This window comes from Microbacterium sp. NPDC057407 (genome assembly GCF_042803895.1).
Taxonomy (GTDB): Bacteria; Actinomycetota; Actinomycetes; order Actinomycetales; family Microbacteriaceae; genus Microbacterium.
This window is the reverse complement of the sequence record NZ_JBHVCA010000001.1, coordinates 835,476-857,133: the sequence shown is the minus strand read 5'-3', so window position 1 is coordinate 857,133 and position 21,658 is coordinate 835,476. Positions and strand designations below refer to the sequence as shown.

General features: G+C 72.4%; 17 protein-coding genes. 10 read left to right on the top strand and 7 right to left on the bottom strand.

The features are described from left to right. Nucleotides 1-7 precede the first annotated feature (7 nt). The gene (locus ACFUTX_RS04110; RefSeq protein ID WP_378860909.1) at nucleotides 8-181 is read left to right on the top strand and encodes a hypothetical protein; all 174 of its coding nucleotides are present in this window, start codon (nucleotides 8-10) and stop codon (nucleotides 179-181) included. On the opposite strand, the gene ACFUTX_RS04105 is transcribed toward ACFUTX_RS04110, so the two are convergent. Genes ACFUTX_RS04105 through ACFUTX_RS04090 form a run of 4 tightly spaced genes read right to left on the bottom strand, consistent with a single transcriptional unit; the run spans nucleotide 165 to nucleotide 4,043 of the window. Beyond that, complete coding sequence (locus ACFUTX_RS04105; RefSeq protein WP_378860908.1) at nucleotides 165-1,076, bottom strand: TatD family hydrolase; 912 nt, start codon at nucleotides 1,074-1,076, stop codon at nucleotides 165-167. The genes ACFUTX_RS04110 and ACFUTX_RS04105 overlap by 17 nt on opposite strands. Nucleotide 1,077: 1 nt before the next feature. Next, nucleotides 1,078-2,652: a methionine--tRNA ligase gene (metG, locus tag ACFUTX_RS04100; RefSeq protein WP_378860907.1), complete on the bottom strand. Its 1,575-nt coding sequence runs from the start codon at nucleotides 2,650-2,652 to the stop codon at nucleotides 1,078-1,080. 41 nt (nucleotides 2,653-2,693) lie between these two features. Next, nucleotides 2,694-3,512 (bottom strand): 16S rRNA (cytidine(1402)-2'-O)-methyltransferase, encoded by an 819-nt coding sequence (gene rsmI, locus ACFUTX_RS04095; RefSeq protein ID WP_378860906.1) that lies wholly within the window; start codon nucleotides 3,510-3,512, stop codon nucleotides 2,694-2,696. Between the two features lie 9 nt (nucleotides 3,513-3,521). Then, nucleotides 3,522-4,043 carry a MarR family winged helix-turn-helix transcriptional regulator gene (locus ACFUTX_RS04090; protein WP_378860905.1) on the bottom strand — a complete coding sequence of 174 codons (522 nt, stop codon included), beginning with the start codon at nucleotides 4,041-4,043 and terminating at the stop codon, nucleotides 3,522-3,524. 127 nt (nucleotides 4,044-4,170) lie between these two features. Between ACFUTX_RS04090 and ACFUTX_RS04085 the strand changes: the two genes are divergently transcribed. After that, nucleotides 4,171-5,790 (top strand): dolichyl-phosphate-mannose--protein mannosyltransferase, encoded by a 1,620-nt coding sequence (locus ACFUTX_RS04085; RefSeq protein WP_378860904.1) that lies wholly within the window; start codon nucleotides 4,171-4,173, stop codon nucleotides 5,788-5,790. Nucleotides 5,791-5,796: 6 nt separating this feature from the next. Here ACFUTX_RS04085 and ACFUTX_RS04080 read toward each other — a convergent pair whose 3' ends face one another. Further along, nucleotides 5,797-7,641: a thioredoxin domain-containing protein gene (locus tag ACFUTX_RS04080; RefSeq protein WP_378860903.1), complete on the bottom strand. Its 1,845-nt coding sequence runs from the start codon at nucleotides 7,639-7,641 to the stop codon at nucleotides 5,797-5,799. 43 nt (nucleotides 7,642-7,684) lie between these two features. Beyond that, entirely contained in the window at nucleotides 7,685-8,524 is an 840-nt protein-coding gene (locus ACFUTX_RS04075) for an aldo/keto reductase (protein ID WP_378860902.1), read from the bottom strand. Nucleotides 8,525-8,614: 90 nt separating this feature from the next. Between ACFUTX_RS04075 and hrpA the strand changes: the two genes are divergently transcribed. The 3 genes from hrpA to ACFUTX_RS04060 are packed head-to-tail and all read left to right on the top strand — an operon-like array spanning nucleotide 8,615 to nucleotide 14,971. After that, entirely contained in the window at nucleotides 8,615-12,580 is a 3,966-nt protein-coding gene (hrpA, locus tag ACFUTX_RS04070) for an ATP-dependent RNA helicase HrpA (protein ID WP_378860901.1), read from the top strand. Further along, nucleotides 12,577-13,551, top strand: a complete 975-nt coding sequence (locus tag ACFUTX_RS04065) for a zinc-binding alcohol dehydrogenase family protein (RefSeq protein WP_378860900.1) — start codon at nucleotides 12,577-12,579, stop codon at nucleotides 13,549-13,551. The genes hrpA and ACFUTX_RS04065 overlap by 4 nt, the downstream gene beginning before the upstream one ends. 55 nt (nucleotides 13,552-13,606) lie before the next feature. Next, entirely contained in the window at nucleotides 13,607-14,971 is a 1,365-nt protein-coding gene (locus ACFUTX_RS04060) for an O-acetylhomoserine aminocarboxypropyltransferase/cysteine synthase family protein (protein ID WP_378860899.1), read from the top strand. Here ACFUTX_RS04060 and ACFUTX_RS04055 read toward each other — a convergent pair. Beyond that, complete coding sequence (locus ACFUTX_RS04055; RefSeq protein WP_378860898.1) at nucleotides 14,944-16,272, bottom strand: M20/M25/M40 family metallo-hydrolase; 1,329 nt, start codon at nucleotides 16,270-16,272, stop codon at nucleotides 14,944-14,946. The genes ACFUTX_RS04060 and ACFUTX_RS04055 overlap by 28 nt on opposite strands. A 116-nt stretch (nucleotides 16,273-16,388) precedes the next feature. Between ACFUTX_RS04055 and ACFUTX_RS04050 the strand changes: the two genes are divergently transcribed. The 5 genes from ACFUTX_RS04050 to ACFUTX_RS04030 all read left to right on the top strand — a co-directional run bounded on the left by ACFUTX_RS04050 (nucleotide 16,389) and on the right by ACFUTX_RS04030 (nucleotide 21,610). Beyond that, nucleotides 16,389-17,387, top strand: coding sequence for a Gfo/Idh/MocA family protein (locus tag ACFUTX_RS04050; protein ID WP_378860897.1), 999 nt, complete (start codon nucleotides 16,389-16,391; stop codon nucleotides 17,385-17,387). A 1-nt stretch (nucleotide 17,388) separates the two neighbouring features. Next, on the top strand, nucleotides 17,389-18,252 hold the full coding sequence (locus tag ACFUTX_RS04045; protein ID WP_378860896.1) for an NYN domain-containing protein: 864 nt from the start codon (nucleotides 17,389-17,391) through the stop codon (nucleotides 18,250-18,252). 73 nt (nucleotides 18,253-18,325) lie between these two features. Then, complete coding sequence (locus ACFUTX_RS04040; protein WP_378860895.1) at nucleotides 18,326-19,513, top strand: ROK family transcriptional regulator; 1,188 nt, start codon at nucleotides 18,326-18,328, stop codon at nucleotides 19,511-19,513. A 10-nt stretch (nucleotides 19,514-19,523) separates the two neighbouring features. Next, the gene (locus ACFUTX_RS04035; protein ID WP_378860894.1) at nucleotides 19,524-20,612 is read left to right on the top strand and encodes a sugar ABC transporter substrate-binding protein; all 1,089 of its coding nucleotides are present in this window, start codon (nucleotides 19,524-19,526) and stop codon (nucleotides 20,610-20,612) included. Nucleotides 20,613-20,644: 32 nt separating this feature from the next. Then, on the top strand, nucleotides 20,645-21,610 hold the full coding sequence (locus tag ACFUTX_RS04030) for an ATP-binding cassette domain-containing protein (protein ID WP_378860893.1): 966 nt from the start codon (nucleotides 20,645-20,647) through the stop codon (nucleotides 21,608-21,610). The last annotated feature ends 48 nt before the right edge of the window (nucleotides 21,611-21,658 follow it).

Genomic DNA, 21,658 nt, shown 5'->3' with positions numbered 1-21,658 from the left:
CACGATCATGACCGCGCAGAGGATGACCTCCGACGACGTCCGAGAGTATGCCGAACGGATCGACCAGCTGCGGGAGGCGGCACGGCGGGAACGCCGGACCCGTCGCCACGCCTTCTGGAGCCGAGCGCGGGAGGTCGTCCTGTCGATGCCCGCGGCGATCGGCGTCAGGATCGGCGGCTGAGGTCTTCCCCGTCGTCGAACGACCCGTACGCCTCGAGCGTGTTCGCGGCGAGGCGGGCGCAGAACTCATCCAGGTCGGCTCCCAGCTCCGCGGCGAGGAACCTGACGGTGACGGGGATCAGGTACGGCGCGTTGGGTCGACCGCGGTGCGGCGTCGGGGTGAGGAACGGGGCATCCGTCTCGACCAGGATCCGCTCGCGCGGCGTGACCTTCAGCGCGTCGCGCAGGTTCTGGGCGTTCTTGAACGTGACGTTCCCGGCGAACGACAGGTAGTAGCCCTCGTCGGCGGCGACGCGCGCCATCGCCTCGTCCCCCGAGAAGCAGTGGAACACGGTGCGCTCGGGGGCGCCGACGCGTTGGAGTGTCTCGAGGACGGCGGCGTGCGCCTCGCGGTCGTGGATCTGCATCGCGACGCCGTGCTTCTTCGCCAGCGCGATGTGCGCCTCGAAGCTCTCGAACTGGGCCGGGCGACCGGCCTCGTCGGTGCGGAAGAAGTCCAGCCCGGTCTCGCCGATGGCGCGCACGCGGGGTTGGGCGGCGAGCTCGTCGATCACGGCGATCGCTTCGTCGAGGCGCCCCGCCTCGGCATACGCCGGCGCTTCATTGGGGTGGATCGCCACGGCCGCCAGGAGGCGGGGGTGGGATGCCGCGGCCCACGCCGACCAGCGGCTGGACTCAATGTCGCCACCGGCCTGCACGACGCCCGAGACGCCCGCCTCCGCCGCGCGCTCCAGCTGCTCGTCGAGCGAGAGCGGCTGCTCGCCGTCCTCGATCTCGAGATGGGCGTGGTTGTCGTAGACGGGGACGGCCAGCGGCTCGGGCGCGTCGGGGTAGGTGACGTCGCGCGCACCCTTCTCGCGGGTGCGCACGTACTGCGACGGGTCGGCCTCCGCCATGTCAGACCGACTGCTCGACGCGCGGGAACAGCGGCGCGAGGCCGTTCACCGATGTGCCCGGTCGCAGCACTCCCCACGCGCCGGCCTCGCGCAGCGGCTGGTCGTGCAGCCGTCCGAGCGACTCCGCCGCACCCAGGGCGACCCACAGCTTCTCGGTCGCGATCGGCATCACCGGCGAGAGCAGCACCGCCAGCGCACGAAGGCCCTCGGCGGCGGTGTACAGCACGGTGCCGAGGCGCTCGCGCTGCTGCGGGTCCTTGGCCAGCGTCCACGGCTCGTTCTCGGTGATGTACAGATTCAGCGCGTCGACGATCGTCCAGATCGAGGTGATCGCCTCGTCGATGCGGAACCGCTCGATCGCCGCATCGGCGGCGTCCGCGGCATCCGCCACGGTCCGCTGGATGTGCACGTCGGCCGTCGCGTACGCGCCCGCCGGCGGCACGACGCCCTCGAAGTACCGCTCGATCATGGCCGTGGTGCGAGACGCGAGGTTGCCGAAACCGTTGGCCAGCTCTGCCTGGTAGCGCGCCGAGAGGTCCTCCCACGAGAACGACCCGTCCTGCCCGAACGCGATCGCCGAGAGGAAGTAGAAGCGGTACGCATCCGAGCCGAAGACGTCGGTGATCTCGGTGGGCGCGATGCCGGTGAGCTTGGACTTCGACATCTTCTCGCCGCCCACCAGCAGCCAGCCGTGCGCGAACACGCCCTTGGGCACGTCCACCCCCGCCGCCATGAGCATCGCCGGCCAGATGACGGCGTGGAAGCGCAGGATGTCCTTGCCCACGACATGGTGGGCCGGCCACCGGCGCGCGAACTGCTCCGGGTCGCTGCCGTAGCCCACCGCCGTGGCGTAGTTGAGCAGCGCGTCGACCCACACGTAGATGACATGGGACTCGTCCCACGGCACCTTGATGCCCCAGTCGAAGGTCGACCGCGAGATCGACAGGTCTTTGAGACCGTTCTTCACGAACGAGACGACCTCGTTGCGCGCGGACTCGGGACGGATGAAGTCGCTGTCGGCGTACAGCTCGAGCAGCTTGTCCTGGAACTCGCTGAGCTTGAAGAAGTAGTTCTTCTCCTGCAGCAGCTCGAGGGGCTTTGAGTGGATGGCGCATACCTTCAGCCCCTCGAAGGGACCGGTGCCATCGACGATCTCGGACTCGGTCTTGAACTCCTCGCAGCCCACGCAGTACAGCGCCTCGAACTCGCCCGCGTAGATGTAGCCGCGATCGTAGATCGCCTGCACGAACGCCTTCACGCGCTCCTCGTGCCGCGGCTGCGTCGTGCGGATGAAGTCGTCGTTGGCGACGTCGAGGGTCTTCAGCAGGGGGAACCAGGACTCGCCGACCAGACGGTCGACCCACTCCTGCGGAGTGGCGCCGTTCGCGGCGGCCGCCCGCATCATCTTCTGGCCGTGCTCGTCGGTGCCCGTCAGCATCCACGTGTCGTCGCCCGCCTGGCGGTGCCAGCGCGCGAGGGTGTCGACTGCCACGGTGGTGTAGCCGTGGCCGATGTGGGGCACGTCGCTCGGGTAGTAGATCGGCGTCGTGATGTAGAAGGATCGGCCGGAAGTCACCCGAGGAGTCTAATCCGGCGGGATCGCCTGCCCGGCCGGTGTTACCCCCGCACGGCGAGCGCCGCCTGGTAGAGCTCGCGCGACGAGTGGCCGGTGTGGGCGGAGACCTCGGCGGCGGCCTCTTTCAGCCGCGTGCCGGACCGCACGAGTTCGAGCACCTGGGTGACCGCGTCGGGGAAGGCCACCCCGCGAGGCTCCGCACCGCCGACCACCACGACGACTTCGCCGCGCACGCCGCCGTCGGCCCAGGCCACGAGCTCGGCCAGAGTTCCCCGCGCGATCTCCTCGTGCAGCTTGGTCAGCTCACGGCACAAGGCCGCGCGGCGCTCGTCGCCGAAGGCCGCGGCCATGTCGGCGAGCGTGACCGCGACGCGGGTCGGCGCCTCGAAGAAGACCATCGTCCGCGGCTCGGCCGCGAGAGCACGCAGCCACGTCGTCCGCTCCCCCTGCTTGCGCGGCGCGAAACCCTCGAACGTGAAGCGGTCGGTGGGGAGCCCCGACAGCGCGAGCGCGGTGAGCACGGCGCTCGGGCCGGGGATCGCGGTGACCGCCACACCCGCCGCCGCGGCGGCGGCGACGAGACCGTACCCCGGATCGCTCACCGTCGGCATGCCGGCATCGCTCAGCACCAGGACATCCTCGTTCCGGGCGAGTTCGACGAGTTCCGGCGCGCGCTCCTTCTCGTTGTGATCGTGCAGCGCGATCAGCCGCGGCCGGTTCACGACCCCGAGGGCCGCGAGCAGGCGCTGGGTGGTCCGGGTGTCCTCGGCCGCGATCACGGCCGTGCTCTCCAGCGCGTCCACGAGCCGCCGCGAGGCGTCCCCGAGATTGCCGATAGGGGTCGCCGCCAGGATGATCACCGGCCCAGCCTAGGCTCGCGAGGGCGGCGGCGCGTCATGCGCGGGTTCCACCTCGTCGACGGCCGCCTGCAGCCGGCTGAGGCAGTCGATGACGATGCGGGTCTCCTCGGGCGTCATGTCGCCGACGGCGCGGAGCATCCGCTCGTGCATCGCTCCCAGGGTGCGGCGCACCTCGTCGTCGCTCTCGGCGGTCGGAACGAGGACGATGCTGCGGCGATCGGACGGATGAGGGGCCCGCCGCACGTGCCCGGACCGCTCCAGACGGTCCACGATCGCGGTCGTGGAAGCCGTGGTGACGCCGAGGTAGCGGGTCAGCTCCGCGGGAGACACGAGACGCTCCTCGCGCTGGGCTTTCAGCAGGTAGCGCAGCGTGAGGAGGTCGTTCTCGCCCATCGCCATCGAGTCCCGCGTGCGCCGGCGCATCGCCACCTCCGCGGCGCGGTACAGCCGGAAGGCCTGCAGCAGCTCGATGGCGCGCCGACGCGCCGCGTCGCCGTCGTCGCCGTACCAGTACCCGCTTGTTTCCCCCATCCGAGGAATCATACGAGCGCGGGCGCGCATCGGGGACTCGCCTGCCGATCTGCCGCGCCGACGCGGGCCGGCCGCGTGCGCGCACGCGCACATCGGGCCTTCGCACGCGCGCGCCTACACTGGCACGGTGACGCACGCGCCCCGGCTGGACGCCGACCCGCCCGCCGAGCCGCTGCTGCCGCGCGTCCGCCCGAGCCTCTACGACCGCTTCGCGGCGCGGGTGTCGTCCGATCCCGCCGCGCGCCGCCTCTACGCCTGGCTCGGACCCGCCCTCGTCGTCCTCCTCGCGCTCGTGCTGCGGCTGTGGAACCTCGCCGCCGCCCACGACCTGATGAATCAGTTCGACGAGACGTACTACGTGAAGGACGCATGGAGCCTGTCCCGGCTCGGCTACGAAGGCGCGTGGCCCGAGGGCGCGAACGACCGGTTCCTCGCGGGCGACGTGGACATCTTCTCCACCGACCCGTCGTTCGTCATCCACCCTCCGCTGGGCAAGTGGATCATCGCGGTGGGCATGATGCTGCTCGGCCCCGAGAGCGGGTGGGGGTGGCGCATCACGACGGCGCTCCTGGGCACCGCCGCGGTGCTCCTGCTCATGCTCATCGCCAAGCGCCTCACGGCGTCCACCACGTTCGCGGTGGTCGCGGGTCTGCTCATGGCCGTCGACGGCCTCGCCGTCTCGATGAGCAGGGTCGCCCTGCTCGACACTCCGCTCACCTTCTTCGTGCTGCTGGCCTTCCTCTTCGTGCTGCTCGACCGGGACCGCACGATGACGCGCATCGCGCAGACAGTGGCCGCCCGCCGCGACGGCGACCACCCGCCCGCGTGGGGACCGGTCCTGTGGGGTCGTCCGTGGGTGGTGGCCGCGGGAGCGGCGCTGGGCGCAGCATCCGCCGTCAAATGGTCGGGCGCGTGGGTGCTCGCCGGTCTCGGCATCTACCTCGTGGTCACCGACGCGCTCGCGCGCCGGCGCGCGGGCGTGCTGTTCTGGCCGAGCGACGCGCTGCGCCAAGGCGCGGTCACCTTCGTGCTGTTCGTCCCCGTCGCGGTCGCCGTCTACCTCGCCTCGTGGACGGGGTGGCTCGTCACCGACGGCGGCTACGACCGCCACGCCGCCGATGCGTCGCCCGCCACCGGCTTCTTGTCGTGGGTGCCGCTGCCGCTGCAGAGCCTGTGGATCAATCACGTCACGATGCTGAACGCCGCGAACGGGATCACATCCGGGCACGCGTACGCCAGTCCCGCATGGCAGTGGCCGCTGCTCGTCCGCCCGACCAACATGTACTTCCATCAGGACGCGCTCGGCACCGCCGGATGCGAGGCGGTCAACGGCTGCGTCGCGGTGATCTCGAGCATCCCGAATCCGCTCATCTGGTACGCGGGCGTCGTCGCGGTGATCTACCTCGCCTACCGGTTCGCGATCGCGCGGGACTGGCGGTACGCCCTCGTGCTCACGGGCATCGGCGTGACCTACGTGCCCTGGCTCTTCTTCCCCGAGCGCACGATCTTCCAGTTCTACACGGTGCTCGTCCTGCCGTTCCTGCTGCTCGCGCTGACCTTCGCGCTGCGGGACATCGCCGGCCCCGCGCACGCCGACGCGTACCGCCGGCACACGGGGCAGCGCCTCGTCCTGGTGTTCCTCGTCGTCGCGCTGCTGCTCGCGGCGTTCTGGTACCCCGTGATCTCGGCGATGACGGTGCCGTACGACTTCTGGCGGCTCCACAACTGGCTGCCGACCTGGGTCTGAGCGCCGTCAGGCGACGAGTGCGGCCGGGTCGGTCACCGGCAGCCGACAGGCGAAGTCCCGGCAGTCGTACGCGGTCGGCAGACCCGCGGTCGTGCTCTTGTCGAGGAACAGCTCGAAACCGGCGTCGGCGAAGACGCGCCCCTGCGCCGGGCTGACCACGCACACCACGTCGGCCCGGAGGGACGCCGCCGCCCGGGCGAGCGGGGCGTCGCGGTCGTCCGTCACGACCACGACCTGGCGCGGCGGACGTGTCAGGGCGGCAGCCACGCGCAGCAGCGCTCCGTGCGCGAGGGGCTGGGTGAGGGCAGCGCGGGCCGACGCCGCGACCACGTGTTCCGCCACCTGCCGGAACCGGGTGCCCGCGCCGAGGTTCCACAGCGACAGCGCCGCCTGGGCGAGAGACGCGGCGCCCGACGGCTCGTCGCCGTCCGACGACGCGTCCGGCGCGCCCACTCCCTGCGCGGCGAGCACCGGGTCGCCGCCGCCGGGCACGGCGAGGCCTCCGTCCTCGGTCGCGCACGCCTCGACCAGCTCCCGCGCCCGCACGGCGTAGGCGCTCTCCCCCGTCGCGACGGCGAGGGCGACGAGCCCGTCGGCGAGCTGGCCGTGATCGGCGAGCGTCGCGGTCGCGCGGGAGGCGATCTCGTCCAGCGAGGCCCGCACGAGCCGTCCATCGGACGTGACGTTGGTCTCGAGCACGGCGTCGGCGGCCCACTGCGCCGCCTCGATCCACTCCGGCCGGTGCAGGCGTGCTCCGGCGCGGGCCAGCGCCCCCATGGCGAGGCCGTTCCACCCGGTCACGATCTTGCCGTCGACGGCGGGGCTCTCGAGCTGGGCGCGGGCCGCGGCATCCCGTTCGTAGTACCCGCCCTCGCTGCGGGCGCCGTCGATCCACGACTCGGAGTCCTGCGCGGCACCGAAGCCGCCCGACGGCTGCTGGAGCACGTCGATCAGGAAGCCGGCCACACCGGCGGCGGTCTCGTCGTCGCCCTCGTCGACGGCGACGTCGAGCAGCTGGGCGTTGTCGGTGAGCATCCGCTCGAAGTGCGGCACGGTCCAGTCCCGGCGGGTGGCGTACCGGAAGAACCCGCCCTCGACCGGGTCGCGCAGCGGCGAGGCCGCCATGGCGGCGAGCGCGCGCGAGGCGACGCCGGATGTCGCGGCCGCCCGCTCCCGCACGACGTCGGTCTGCAGGAATCGCAGCGCCGTCGCGACGGGGAACTTCGGGGCCGCGGGGTCTGCGCCGCCGAAGCCGCCGAACTCGCGGTCCTCCCGCTCGGCGAGGGCGACGGCGGCCGCCGCGAGCTCGTCGGGCGCCGGGAGGGCGGATGCTTCGTCCCCCGCGGACGCGCGCACGTCGGCCAGGGCGTCGACGATGGCCTTCGCGGTGCCGTCGATCTCTTCCCGGCGCTGCTCCCACGCCTCGCGCACCGCGGCCAGCACCTGCCGGAACGCCGGCATCCCGCCGCGCGGCTGCGGGGGGAAGTACGTGCCGGCGTAGAACGGCCGGCCCTCGGGCGTCACGAAGACCGTGAGCGGCCAGCCCAGGTGCGGCGTGAAGGCCGCGGCGGCCGCCATGTAGGCGGCGTCCACCTCGGGATGCTCCTCACGGTCGACCTTGATCGACACGAAGGCGTCGGCGAGTTCGGCCGCCGTGGCCGGGTCGTCGAACGACTCCCGTGCCATCACGTGGCACCAGTGGCAGGTCGAGTAGCCGATCGACACCATCACCGGGACGTCGCGCGCCCGTGCCTCGGCGAACGCCTCGTCGCCCCACGGGAACCACGGGACCGGGTTGCCCGCGTGGGAGCGCAGGTACGGACTGGTGGCCTCCGCGAGGCGACGATTCATGGTCTGCTCAGTTCGCCAGGTCGGCCCGGTTCACCGCGTCGGCCTAGTTCACCTCGTCCGGATGGGCGCTCACGCGTCCCGCCCCGCCGGGCTGCTCCAGGGCGTCGATCGCGGCCATCTCGTCGTCGGTGAGCTCGAAGTCGAACACGTCGAGGTTCTCTTCGAGCCGCTCGCGGCGCACCGACTTCGGGAAGACGATGAAGCCCTTCTGCAGGTGCCACCGGAGGACGGCCTGCGCGGGGGTCTTGCCGTGCGCCTCGGCGGCGGCGGCCACCGGCTCGGCGCCGAAGAGGTCGTACTTGCCCTGACCGAGCGGCCCCCACGATTCGATCCTGACGTCGCGCTCGGCGGCCCACTCGGTGATGTCGCGCTGCTGGTAGGCGGGGTGCAGCTCGATCTGGTTCACGGCCGGTGCGACGCCCGTGGCGGCGACGATGCGCTCCAGGTGGGGCACGAGGTGGTTGGAGACGCCGATGCTGCGGGTGAGGCCCGCGTCGCGCAGCTCCACGAGCTGCGCCCATGCGTGGACGTAGTTGTCGCGTGCGGGCGTCGGCCAGTGGACGAGGTAGAGGTCGACCTGCTCGAGGCCGAGCTTCTGGAGGCTCTCGGCGATGGCCGCGCGCGGCTCGTCGCCGTCGTGGCGGTCGTTCCACAGCTTGGTGGTGATGAAGAGCTCGTCGCGGGGCAGTCCGCTGGCGGCGATGGCGGCCCCGACTCCCTCCTCGTTGCCGTAGATGGCGGCGGTGTCGATGTGGCGGTAGCCGACCTCGAGGGCTTCGCTGACCGCGCGCTGGGTGTCTTCGGCCGGCACCTTGAACACTCCGTACCCGAGCTGCGGGATGTGGTGACCGTCGTTGAGCTTCACAGTGGGGGTTTCTGGCATGCCACCAGACTAGAAGCGGCGGCGGCGCGGCGGGGCCGGGCTTGCGCGCCGGGGTGCCGGTGTGCACGCACCGGGATACGATCGAAGGCTATGTCCGCGTCCGAACCGGTGATCGCCTATCCCCCGGAGCTGCCCGTCAGCGCCGCGCGGGACGAGATCGCGCAAGCCATCCGCGACAACCAGGTCGTGATCGTCGCCGGAGCGACCGGTTCGGGCAAGACCACGCAGCTTCCCAAGATCTGCCTCGAACTCGGCCGGACGCGCATCGCCCACACCCAGCCGCGTCGTATCGCGGCCCGCACGATCGCCGAGCGCATCGCGGAGGAGCTCGCGGTCCCCATGGGCACCACCGTCGGCTACAAGGTGCGCTTCACCGACAAGGTGTCCGACGAGACGCGCGTGGCGCTGATGACCGACGGCATCCTCCTCAACGAGATCCATCGCGATCGTCTGCTGCGGCGCTACGACACGATCATCGTCGACGAGGCGCACGAGCGTTCGCTGAACGTCGACTTCCTCATCGGCTACCTCACCCGGATCCTGCCCCGCCGTCCCGACCTCAAGGTCGTCATCACCAGCGCGACGATCGATCCGGAGAGCTTCGCGAAGCACTTCGCCGATCCTGAGGGGCGACCCGCGCCCATCATCGAGGTCTCGGGCCGCACGTTCCCCGTCGAGGTGCGCTACCGACCGCCGGCCGGCACCGGCGACGCCGACTCGACAGCCGACTCGGACGACGTGGACGGCATCACCGCCGCCCTGCGCGAGCTCGACCGCGAGCCCGCGGGCGACGTGCTGGTGTTCCTCCCCGGCGAGGCCGAGATCCGCGACGCGATGGATGCCGTCCGCGGCATGTACGCGAAGGATGCGGCTCCGACGGAGGTCCTCCCCCTGTTCGGGCGCCTGAGCGCCGCGGAGCAGCACCGGGTGTTCGAGCGCTCGAGCGTCGCCGGCGTGCGCCGTCGCGTGATCCTCGCGACCAACGTCGCCGAGACGAGCCTCACCGTTCCGGGCATCCGCTACGTCGTCGACACCGGAACGGCCCGCATCTCGCGGTACAGCAACCGCAGCAAGATCCAGCGTCTGCCGATCGAGCCGATCTCGCAGGCGTCGGCCCAGCAGCGCTCGGGACGTGCGGGGCGGACCAGCCCCGGCGTGGCCATCCGGCTCTACGCCGAGGAGGACTTCGCCGCCCGGGACGAGTTCACGCAGCCGGAGATCCTGCGCACGAGCCTCGCCTCGGTGATCCTGCAGATGCTGTCGCTGGGCTTCGGCGACATCTCCTCCTTCCCCTTCCTCACCCCGCCCGACTCGCGCGGCGTCAAGGCCGCGCTCGAGCTGCTCGTCGAGCTGGGGGCGGTCGGCGACGCCTCGCGCGGTCCGCGACTGACCGAGCTCGGCCGGGAGATCGCGCGCCTGCCGATCGACCCTCGGTTCGCGCGCATGCTCGTCGAGGCGCGACGCACGGGCGTCCTCGGCGACGTGCTGGCCATCGTGTCGGGTCTGTCCATCCAGGACGTGCGGGAGCGCCCCGAGGAGCGGCGCGAGGAGGCGGATCGCCTCCACGCGCGCTTCGCCGACCCGACGAGCGACTTCCTGAGCCTCCTCGCGCTGTGGAACCACCTGCGCGAGAAGCAGGCGGAGCTGGGGTCGAGCGCCTTCCGGCGGCTGTGCCGGCAGGAGCACCTCAACTACGTGCGGGTGCGCGAGTGGGCGGACGTCCACCGGCAGCTGAGCGCCCTCCTCGGCGCGCCGCGCACCCCGGGGGACGCCCCCGCCTCCGATCCAGATGTCATCCACCGCGCGATCCTCTCCGGACTGCTGTCGCAGATCGGCATCCTCGACGACCGGCAGCCGGCGAAGGCGCCGGCGCGAGGGAGCCGCGGGGCCGCGGAGCGCGCCGACGGCGCCCGGAGGTCGGCGGAGTACCTGGGCGCGCGCGGCACGAGATTCGCCATCTTCCCCGGCTCCGCGCTGCGCAAGAAGCGTCCGGCCGCCGTGATGGCCGCCGAGGTCGTCGAGACGTCGCGCCTGTTCGCCCGCACGGTGGCGGCCATCGACCCCGAGTGGGCCGAGCCGCTGGCGGGCGACCTCGCCAAGCGACGACTCAGCGAGCCCCACTGGTCGAAAGCGGCGGGCGCGGCATCCGCCTACGAGAAGGTGACCCTCTTCGGTGTCGAGATCGTGCCGCGGCGCCGGGTGCAGCTGGCCCGCTTCGACCGGCCCTTCGCGCGCGAGCTGTTCCTCCGTCATGCGCTGGTGGAGGGCGAATGGGATGCCTCGTCCCTCGACAAGCGCCTGACGGCGTTCGAGCGGCGCAACCTCGAGCTGCGCCGACGGCTCGAGAAGATCGAGGAGCGCGAACGCCGCCGGGACATCCTGGTGGGCGACGAGGCCGTGTACCGGTTCTACGATGCGCGCATCCCCGCGGACGTGTTCGACGTCCGCTCGTTCGAGGCGTGGTGGCGCGACGCGTCGCAGCGCACCCCGCGCCTGCTCGACATGACGGAGGCCGACCTCGTCGACGAGGCGTCCCGCGGCGACGAACGCGACTTCCCGGCGCGGTGGCGCCAGGGCGATCAGGTGCTGTCGCTCGCCTACCGCTTCGAGCCCGGCGCAGCCGACGACGGGGTCACCGTCGTGGTGCCCCTCGCGCTCCTCGCACCGCTGCGGCCGGACGGGTTCGACTGGCAGGTCCCCGGCATGCGCGACGAACTGATCACCGCGCTGCTGCGATCGCTGCCCAAGGCGATCCGCCGGCACGTCGTGCCCGCGGCCGACTGGGCGGCCACGTTCTCGTCGGAGCTCGCGGGGGCCGGACCCGAGTCGCACGACGGGCTGCCCCCCGTGCCGCTGCGGGACGCCCTCGCCGCCCGCATCCAGCGCGTCGCGAACCAGCCGGTGTCGGCGGCCGACTTCGACCTCGACCGGGTTCCGGCCCACCTGCTCGTCTCGTTCCGGGCGGTGGACGAACGGGGGCGGCCTGCCGGGGCCGATCGCGACCTCGCCGCGCTGCAGGAGCGGCTGGCGGGGCGTGCGCGTTCGGCGGTGAGCAGGTCGCTGAGCGCCGATAGGGCGCGCCCGGGAGGCCGCGACCGCAACATCGCCGGGCCGGCGGAGATCGCGCGTGCCGCCGCACCCGGGTCAGGGGCCGCGCCGACGGCCGGAGACGGCCGCGCTGCGGGGTTCCGCGAGCAGTCCGGACTCACCGAGTGGTCGTTCGGAGATCTGCCCGACGTCGTCGACACGAAGGTCGCCGGCGGCGTGGTCCGCGGATATCCGGCGATCGCCGACGAGGGCGCTGCGGTGGCCCTGCGCATCGAGGCGACGCCCGAGGCCGCCGCGGCGGTGACCCGCGACGGCGTGCGGCGGCTTCTCCTGCTGTCGGTGCCCTCGCCGTCGGCGTACGTGCTCGACCACCTCACATCGGCCGAGAAGCTCGCCCTGGCGGCATCCCCGTACCCTTCCGCGAAGGCCCTCATCGAAGACGCCCGGGTGGCCGTCGCCGATGCCGTCACGGCGCGGATCGCTCCGAACGGGCCCGTGCGCACGCGCACGGGGTTCGAGGCCGTGCGCGATGCGCTGTCGGGGTCGATCGTCGACGACCTGTTCCAGACCGTCTCGCTCGTCGCTCGCATCCTCACGTCGGCGCGGGAGGTCGAACGAGCCCTTCGCGACCAGAACTCGCTCACCCTGCTCGGCGCCCTGGGCGACGTGAAGGGACAGCTCGCCGGTCTGGTGCACCCCGGCTTCGTGTCCCGCACGGGCACGGCGCGGCTGGCGCACCTCCCGCGCTACCTGCGCGGTGCGCTCGAGCGCGTGCGGACCCTGACCGACAACCCCGGCCGCGACCGGCAGCGGATGACCGAGTTCGAACGGGCGGGCGCGGCGTACGCGGACGCCGGCGGCACCATCCCCGTCGCTGCCGACGCGCCGTCGGCCCTCGTGCACGCGCGATGGCTGCTCGAGGAGTACCGCGTCAGCCTCTTCGCCCAGCAGCTCGGCACGGCCGAGCCCGTGTCGCTGCAGCGGATCCAGAAGGCGCTGCGGGAATGACCCGCACCGAGAAGGAAGGCGGCGTGTCCATGGCCCTCGCGATCGTCCACGACCGGTTCGGCGAGCCGGAGGTCCTGCATCCGACCGAGATCCCCGCGCCCGTCCCCGGCCCCGGCGAAATCGCCGTGCGGGTCGAGGCGGCGGGAGTCAATCCGATCGAGTGGAAGCTGCGCAGCGGTCTGCGTCCCTCTCCCCCGATCGACGAGCCGCGGCGCGTCGGCTCCGACGGCGCCGGTGTGGTGACCGCGGTCGGCGAGGGCGTCGACGGCTTCCGCCCGGGCGACGCCGTGGCGTTCGTCGGCGCACGAGGCGCGTATGCGTCCCACACGATCGTCGACGCCTCGCGCGCCTTCCCGCGCCCCGCAGGCGTGACCGCCGCGCAGGGCGCGGCGCTCGGTGTTCCGGTCGGCACGGCGTACCAGACGCTGCGGTCCCTCGGCGTCGGCCCCGGCGACACCCTGCTGCTGCACGGCGGGTCGGGCGCGGTGGGGCAGGCGGCCATCCAGTTCGCCGTGCTGTGGGGCGCATCGGTCGTCGCGACGAGCTCGCCCCGGCGCGCCGACGCCGTGCGGGCGCTCGGGGCCGCACCGGTCGAGTACGGCGACGGGCTCGCCGACCGCGTGCGCCGCGTGGCGCCCGGCGGCGTGACAGTCGCGATCGACGCGGCCGGCACCGACGAGGCCCTGGCCGTGTCGCTGGAGCTGGTGCCCGACAGGAGGCGGATCGCGACCCTGGTTCGGGGGCGGGATGCCGCGGGCCTCGGCATCCGCGGCTTCTCGGGCGGCTCGCCCGAGCCGCTCAGCGCGCAGCAGCAGGCCTGGCGCGTCGAGGCGGTGCCCGTGGCTCTGGCACTGCTGGCGGCGGGTCGCTTCACGGTCGAGTTGGGGCCCGCGTTCCCGCTCGCCGAAGCCGCTGCGGCGCACCGGGCGGTCGAGGCGGGGACGGACGGCAAGGTAACGCTCGTCCCCTGAGCGGCTCGCAACAGTTCGACACACGGCGTGTGGCGCGGGGCGTCGCGGCTCGACAATGGGACGCATGTCTGAAGCCCCGCGCTCCTTCGCGACCGCACAGGTGCAGGCGGGGTTCGAGTCGGGCCTCGCGGAGAACACCGCGGTCCCGTCGATCCATCAGTCGAACGCGTTCGAGTTCCGCTCGCTCCGCGAGGCCCGCGACCTCTTCGCGCTCCGGCGCGACGGCAACATCTACAGCCGTGCGGCGAACCCCACCGTGCTGGTGTTCGAGAAGCGCGTCGCCGAGCTCGAGGGCGGCATCGCCGCGGCCGGCGTCGCGTCGGGGCAGGCGGCGGTCGCCCTCGCCCTGCTCGCTCTCGCCAAGCAGGGCGAGCACATCGTCGCCGCCCGCCAGCTGTACGGCGGCACGGTCGACCTGCTGCAGGACACCTTCGCCGACTGGGGCATCGAGGTCACCTTCGTCGACCAGGACGACGCCGACGCGTGGTCGCGAGCGGTGCGTCCCTCGACGCGCGCGTTCTTCGCCGAGTCGATCACGAACCCGATCGCGCAGGTGCTCGACGTGCGCACCGTCGCCGACATCGCCCACGCCGCCGGGGTGCCCCTGGTGATCGACGCGACGGTCGCCACCCCTTACCTGCAGCGTGCGAAGGATCTCGGGGCCGACATCACCGTGCACTCGGCGACGAAGTTCCTCGGTGGGCACGGCACCTCGCTGGGCGGGGTGATCGTCGATCTCGGCACGTTCGACTTCACCGCGGAGCCGGCGCGCTGGCCTCAGCTGACCGAGACCTATCCGCGGGTCCCCGAGGGCAGCCTCGTCGAACGGTTCGGTGCCGCCGGGTCGCCCTACATCGCCCTCGTGAAGACGAAGTACGTCCACGACCTCGGCCCGTCGCTGTCGGCGTTCAACGCGTTCCAGCTGCTCCAGGGCCTGGAGACGCTCGACCTGCGCATCGCGCGCCATTCGGCGAGCGCGCTCGAGGTCGCGCGCTTCCTGGAAGCGCACCCCGCGGTCGCCCGGGTGCACCACCCCGGGCTGGAGTCCAGCCCGTGGCACGACAACGCGGTCGCCTTTCTCCCCCGCGGCACCAGTTCGGTGTTCGCCTTCGACCTGCACCCGTCCGGCGACCCCGAGGCGGACTTCCGCGCCGTCGAGGATCTGGTCTCGCGCCTGCGCGTGGTCAAGCTGGTCGCCAACATCGGCGACGCCCGCAGCCTCGTCGCCCACCCCGCCTCGATGACCCACAGTCATCTCAGCGCCGAGCAGCTCGCCGACGCCGGCATCTCGTGGGCGACGGTGCGCCTGTCGATCGGCCTCGAGGATGCGGGCGACATCGTCGCCGATCTCGCGCAGGCGCTGGCCGCCGCGGCGGTGCCGGATGCCGCGCCTCAGCTCGCGGCGACCAGCGCCCGGTAGAACCCGATCCCGCGCAGCCACACGTCCACCCGGATGCGCTCGTCGTGGGCGTGCAGCGCGTCGCGCTCGGCCCGGGTGAGGTGGAACGGCGTGAACCGGTAGACGCTGTCGCTGATGGCGGTGAACCATCGGCTGTCGCTCGCCCCGAGCTGCAGATACGGGGTGGTCACGACGTCCTCCCCGAGGGTGTGCGCCACCGCGACGGCGATCCGGCGCCAGGCTTCCCCCCGCCAGGGCGAGACCGGCGACGGGTCGGACCCGTGGCGCACCTCGACCTCCACCTCGGAGTCGGCGATCACCCGGCGCACCCGTCGTTCGGCGGAGGCGACGGTGTCGCCCGTCAGCAGCCGGATGTTGACGGCCGCGCGCGCGGTGGTGGCGAGGACGTTCTCGCCCGGGGCGCCGCTGAGCTGCGTCGCCACCGCGGTGGTGCGGACGATGGCGTTCGTCTCGGGGCCGAGACGCGACAGCACCGCGGCCACGACGGGCCCGGTGACCGCCAGGTTCCGCAGCAGCATGCGCAGCGGACGGGGTGCGTGCGGGGCGAGCGTGGTCAGCATGGCCCGCACCGGCGGCGCCAGACGCGTGGGGAACGGATGCCGGTGCAGCCGGTCGATCGCGCGGGCCAGCCGGGCCGTGGCCGGGGTCGAGGGCGGCGTCGAGGCGTGCCCGCCGCTCTCGCGGGCCGTGAGCACCACCGTCATGACGCCGCGCTCGGCGACGCCCACCATGGCGGTCGGCACCGAGACGCCGGGAAGGACGCCCTCGACGACGGCGCCGCCCTCGTCGAGCACCAGGGCCGGACGGATGCCGCGCTCCCGCAGCGCCTGGACGACGGCCCGCGCTCCCCCGCCCGCCGTCTCCTCGTTGTGCCCGAACGCCAGGTACACGTCGTGCCGAGGGACGAACCCCTCGCTCGCGAGCGCTTCGACCGCCTCGACGATGGCGACGAGCGCTCCTTTGTCGTCGATCGCCCCGCGGGCATGGATCGCGGCATCCGTCCCCTCGCCGATGATCTCGGCCGCGAACGGCGGCGAGCTCCATTCCGACTCGACCACGGGCACCACGTCGATGTGCGCCATGAGGACGAGGGGCGAGCCGGCTTCGCGGCCCGGCCAGCGGTACAGCAGCGAATGACCGTCGATCACCTCGCGCTCGAGCGTCGCGTGGGCGGCCGGGTACAGGCGCTCCAGGGCGTCGCGGAAGGCGTGGAAGACGGTCCAGTCGGTCTCGGACTCGTCGGCGTGGGACACGGTCGGGATGCGCAGGAGTTCGCGGAACCGTTCGACGGGGGATGCCACGGGCCGAGCCTAGCGGCCGGGCGGCGGGCGCCCGGGCTCGTCGCGCGCGGCCGGGGTTCTCCGCCGTCCGTCCCCAGGGGGCGCGCGGCGTCGCCGCCGGTCGGTACGCTCGGGGCATGACCCCTCCTGCTTCGCCCGGCCTGCGCTGGGGAATCCTCGGGCCGGGCGGCATCGCCCGTGCCTTCGCCGCCGACCTGCGCACCGCCGGTCTCGACATCGTCGCCGTCGGCTCGCGCAGCGCCGAGTCCGCGGCGGCCTTCGCCGCCGAGTTCGACGTCGCCCGCACCCACGGCTCGTACGACGACCTGGTGTCCGACGCCGACGTCGACATCGTCTACATCGCGACGCCGCACCCGTTCCACGCCGAGCAGGCGATCCTCGCGCTCGAGCACGGCAAGCACGTCCTCGTCGAGAAGCCGTTCACCCTGAACGCCGCCGAAGCGGCCGCCGTCCGCGACGTCGCGGCCGACCGGGGGCTCCTCGCGATGGAGGCGATGTGGACGCGCTACCTGCCGCACATGGCGCGCATCCGCGAGATCGTGGGCTCGGGCACCCTGGGCGACATCCGCGCCCTCACCGCCGACCACACGCAGCTCATCTCGTCCGACCCCACCCATCGCCTCAACGCCCTCGAGCTGGGCGGAGGCGCCCTGCTCGATCTGGGCATCTACCCCATCTCCTTCGCGTGGGACATGCTCGGCGAACCGCTCACGATCGCCGCGTCCGCACGCCTGGGCGACACGGGTGCCGACACCGAGATCGCGACGATCATGTCGCACGCGTCGGGCGCGCTGTCCACGTCGCTGTCCGCATCGCGGGCGGCCGGACCGAACACCGCGCACATCATCGGCACGGACGCGCGCGTCGACATCGACCGCGTCTGGTACAACGCCTCGTCGTTCCGGGTGGTGGCGCCCGACGGCGCGGTGCTCGAAGAGTACACGTCCGACATCCAGGGCCGGGGCATGCAGTTCCAGGCGCTCGCGGCCGAGCGGATCGTCGCCAAGGGGCGCACCGACAGCGAGCTCCTCCCCATCGACGAGACGGTCGCGATCATGGCCACCCTCGACGAGATCCGCGAGCTCGTGGGAGTGCGCTACCCCGGAGAGGAGTGAGGTGTCCGACCTGCAGAACTCGCGCGTCGCGGTCTACCTCGACTTCGACAACATCGTGATGTCGTGGTACGACCGCGTCCACGGCAAGAACTCGTACTCCCGCGACCGCCAGAAGATCGTGGCCGACCCCTCCGATCCCGAGATCGCCGAGCGGCTGACCGCCGCCACCATCGACGTCGGGGCCATCATCGACTACGCGACCTCGTTCGGCACCCTGGTGCTCACGCGTGCCTACGCCGACTGGTCGTCGCCGGTCAACGCCGTCTACCGGTCGCAGCTCGTCGCTCGCGCCGTCGACCTCGTGCAGCTCTTCCCGGCCGCGGCGTATGCGAAGAACGGCGCCGACATCCGCCTCGCCGTCGACGCGGTCGAAGACATGTTCCGGCTGCCCGACCTGACGCACGTGGTGATCGTCGCCGGCGACTCCGATTACGTCCCGCTCGCGCAGCGGTGCAAGCGCCTCGGTCGGTTCGTGGTCGGTGTCGGAGTCGCCGGCTCGACCGCGAAATCGCTCGCCGCGGCGTGCGACCAGTTCGACTCCTACGACGCCCTCCCCGGTGTCGCGGTGCCGAACCAGCCGAAGAAGGACGCCCCGCCGGCCCGGCGCCGGGCGCGTACGTCCGCTGCCGACCCGGCGGAGGCGCTGCTCGAGCGCGCACTGCGCCTCGAGAGCGACAAGGAGGACGTGGAGTGGCAGCACGCGTCCGCCGTGAAGAGCCTCGTCAAGCGACTCGACCCCTCCTTCTCCGAGCGCGCGCTCGGCCACAAGAGCTTCTCGGAGTTCGTCAAGGCGCATCCGTCTGTCGCCGAGGTCGACGAGTCGGGCAACATCGTGCTCATCCGGCTCGCCGCCGACCGGCGCTGACCCTGGCGTCGTCGGCCCTGCGAGGCGAAGGGGCCCCCGACCGGGGAATCCGCCGTCCGGTACAGTGTCGACTGTGGCACGCCGAAACCCGCCGCCGGGCTCGCAGACCTCGCTGCGCGAGGCCAATCGCGCGCGCCTGGTCGAGTCGCTCAAGCGGCACGGCCGCCTGACGCAGGTCGAGCTCGCCGGCAGCACCGGCCTCTCCCCCGCGACGGTGTCGAACATCGTCAAGGAGCTCACGGCGTCCGGCATCCTCCACACGTCGTTCACCTCGCGCAGCGGCCGCCGCGCCACTCTCGTCTCGCTCGCCCGTCAGCTCGGACTGGTCGCCGGCGTCCACTTCAGCTCGCGCCAGCTGCACATCGCGATCGCCGACACGGCGCGCGCGATCGTCACGCAGTCCTCCCTCCCCCTGCCTCTCGATCATCGCCACGACGCCGAACTCGACCGGCTCAGCCTGCTGCTGGGCGACATGATGGAGTCGCTGGGCGGCTCGCTCGGCGATCTCCTCGCGGTCGGGCTCGCCCTGCCGGCACCCATCGACCCGCGGACCGGGATGGTCTCGACGCCCGGCCTCCTCCGCGGCTGGGAGGGAGTCGATGTCGCGCGAAGTCTCTCGACGCGCATCGGCCGCCCCGTGTACGTCGACAGCGAGGCCAACCTCGGCGGTCTCGCCGAGGCGCGCGAGGGCAACGGACGCGAGGCGTCGTCATCGGTGTTCATCCGCGCGGGCCACACGATCAGCGCGGGCCTCATCGTCGGCGGCGACCTGTTCCGGGGCGTGAACGGCAAGGCGGGCCAGATCGGCCACGTCACCATCGACGAGAACGGCCCGATCTGCCGCTGCAGCAACCGCGGCTGCCTCGAGACGTACGCGGGAGGGCCCGCGCTCCTGTCGCTCTTCCCCCCGAGTGAGGGGATGCAGCGGCTGGGCGACCTCCTGCAGGCCACCGAGGCCGGCGACGGCAGCTCGCGCCGAGTCATCGCCGATGCGGGCCGGCACATCGGCATCGCCGCGGCGAGCCTGTGCAACCTGTTCGACCCCGAGCTGATCATCATGGGCGGCGAGCTGGCACAGGCCGGCGAGATCCTCATGGCGCCCATGCGGCACTCTCTCGAGCGCACGGCGCTGACGTCCGCCGGCGGGCTGCCCGAGATCGTCGGCGCGTCGTTCGGCGAGTGGGCCGAGACGCGCGGCGCCATCGCGATCGCCCTCGACCATGTGACGGTGGACGCGCAAGCACTCCCGTACTCGGCATAGTCCCATGGCGATGGCGAGATCAGGACGAGAGGTTCTGAGAAGGGCCTTCGGGCGCATCGCGGCCGCGGTGCTCGCCGTGGCCGTCGCGGGCTCGGCGACCGCATGCGCGCCTTCCGCCGCCTCCCCGTCCGCGCGCGCGGGCGACGGGTCGATCGCCCTGCTGCTCCCCGACGCGAAGACGGCCCGGTACGAGACCTTCGACCGTCCGTTCTTCGAGGCCCGGGTCGCGGAGCTCGGCGACTACGACGTGCTGTACTCCAACGCCGACCAGGATGCGGCCAAGCAGCAGCAGCAGGCGGAGTCCGCGCTCGCCGCGGGCGCCGGTGTCCTCGTGCTCGACGCGGTCGACGCCAACGCGGCGGTGAGCATCGTGCGCGCCGCCAACGCCAAGGGGGTCCCGGTGATCTCCTACGACCGGCTCATCTCCGGCGGCGACCTGGCTTACTACATCTCGTTCGACAACGAGAAGGTGGGCGTGCTGCAGGCGACGGAGTTCGTCGACGCGGTCGAGGAGGCGGGAGGCGGCGGCATCCTGATGGTCAACGGATCGCCCACCGACAGCAACGCGGCGCTCTTCAAGGCGGGCGCCCACAGCCTCATCGATGCGAGCGGGCTGGAGGTGCTCGCCGAGTACGACACCCCCGACTGGAGCCCCGACAAGGCGCAGGAGTGGGTCGCCGGTCAGATCGCGCAGTACGGCGATGAGATCGTGGGCGTCTACGCCGCGAACGACGGGACGGCCGGCGGTGCCGTGGCCGCGCTCAAAGCCGCGAACGTCGATCCCTTCCCGGTCGTCACGGGACAGGACGCCGAGCTCACCGCGCTGCAGCGGATCGTCACGGGTGATCAGCACATGACGGTCTACAAGGCGATCAAGCCGCAGGCCGAGCTCGCCGCCGAGGTCGCCGTGGCCCTGCTGCACGGCGACGAGGTCACCGCGCCGATGGAGATCGACGGTGTGCCGACGACGCTTCTCGACCCGGTCGCCGTGACGGTCGACAACATCCTCGAGACGGTCGTGGCCGACGGCTTCTGGACCGTCGACGACATCTGCACGCCGCAGTACGCCGATGCGTGCGAAGCGGCCGGCATCAGGTAGGGTCTCGACCTTGGCGAGGGGGGCATGACCGGATGTCGATGACACAGCCGAGGGCCGGACGGCCGCGGGAGCGCGTGCTGACCATGCGCGGGATCGGCAAGCGCTTCGGTGCCGTGCGAGCGCTCACCGACGTCGACTTCTGGGTCAACGAGGGCGAGGTCGTGGCCCTCGTCGGCGACAACGGGGCGGGCAAGTCCACGCTCGTGAAGGTGCTCGCGGGCGTGCACGCGCCGGACGCCGGGACCATCGAGTTCGACGGCGAGGTGGTCGACATCCCGAGTCCCGCCGACGCGCAGGATCTCGGGATCGCGACGGTCTTCCAGGATCTCGCGCTCTGCGACAACCTCGACGTGGTCGCGAACCTGTGGCTCGGGCGCGAGCTGCGCGAGGGGATGACCCTCGACGAGGTCGACATGGAGCAGCGCACGTGGACCCTGCTGCGCGAGCTCTCCGCGAAGATCCCGTCGGTCCGCATCCCGGTCGCCTCGCTGTCGGGCGGTCAGCGGCAGACGGTGGCGATCGCGCGCTCGCTGATCGGCGACCCCCGTGTCGTGATCCTCGACGAGCCGACCGCCGCGCTGGGCGTCGCCCAGACGGCCGAGGTGCTGAACCTCATCGAGCGGCTGCGCGAGCGCGGGCACGGCGTGATCCTGATCAGCCACAACATGGCCGACGTCATGGCCGTCGCCGACCGGGTCGTGGTGCTGCGCCTCGGGCGCAACAACGGGGTCTACAACGTCGCCGACGTCACGAGCGAGACGCTCATCGCGGCGATCACGGGCGCCGCCGACAACTCCGCCTCGCGGCGGGCCGCCGATCTGCCGGACGTCGCGCCGGTTCGCACCGAGGCTTCCGTCGGCCCAAGGCCCGTGGGCTCCGCACCGCCCTCGCCGATGGATCCCGACAGCCCCGGTGGCGACGACCACGGCGCGGAGATCATCCGGATGCCGCGTACTCCCCGTCGCCGCTCGTCCCGCCCCAAGGACGGCCGCGCGTGAGCCGCGACGACCGCGCGGTCCTCGCCGAGGCGGGCGAGGAACGGCTGC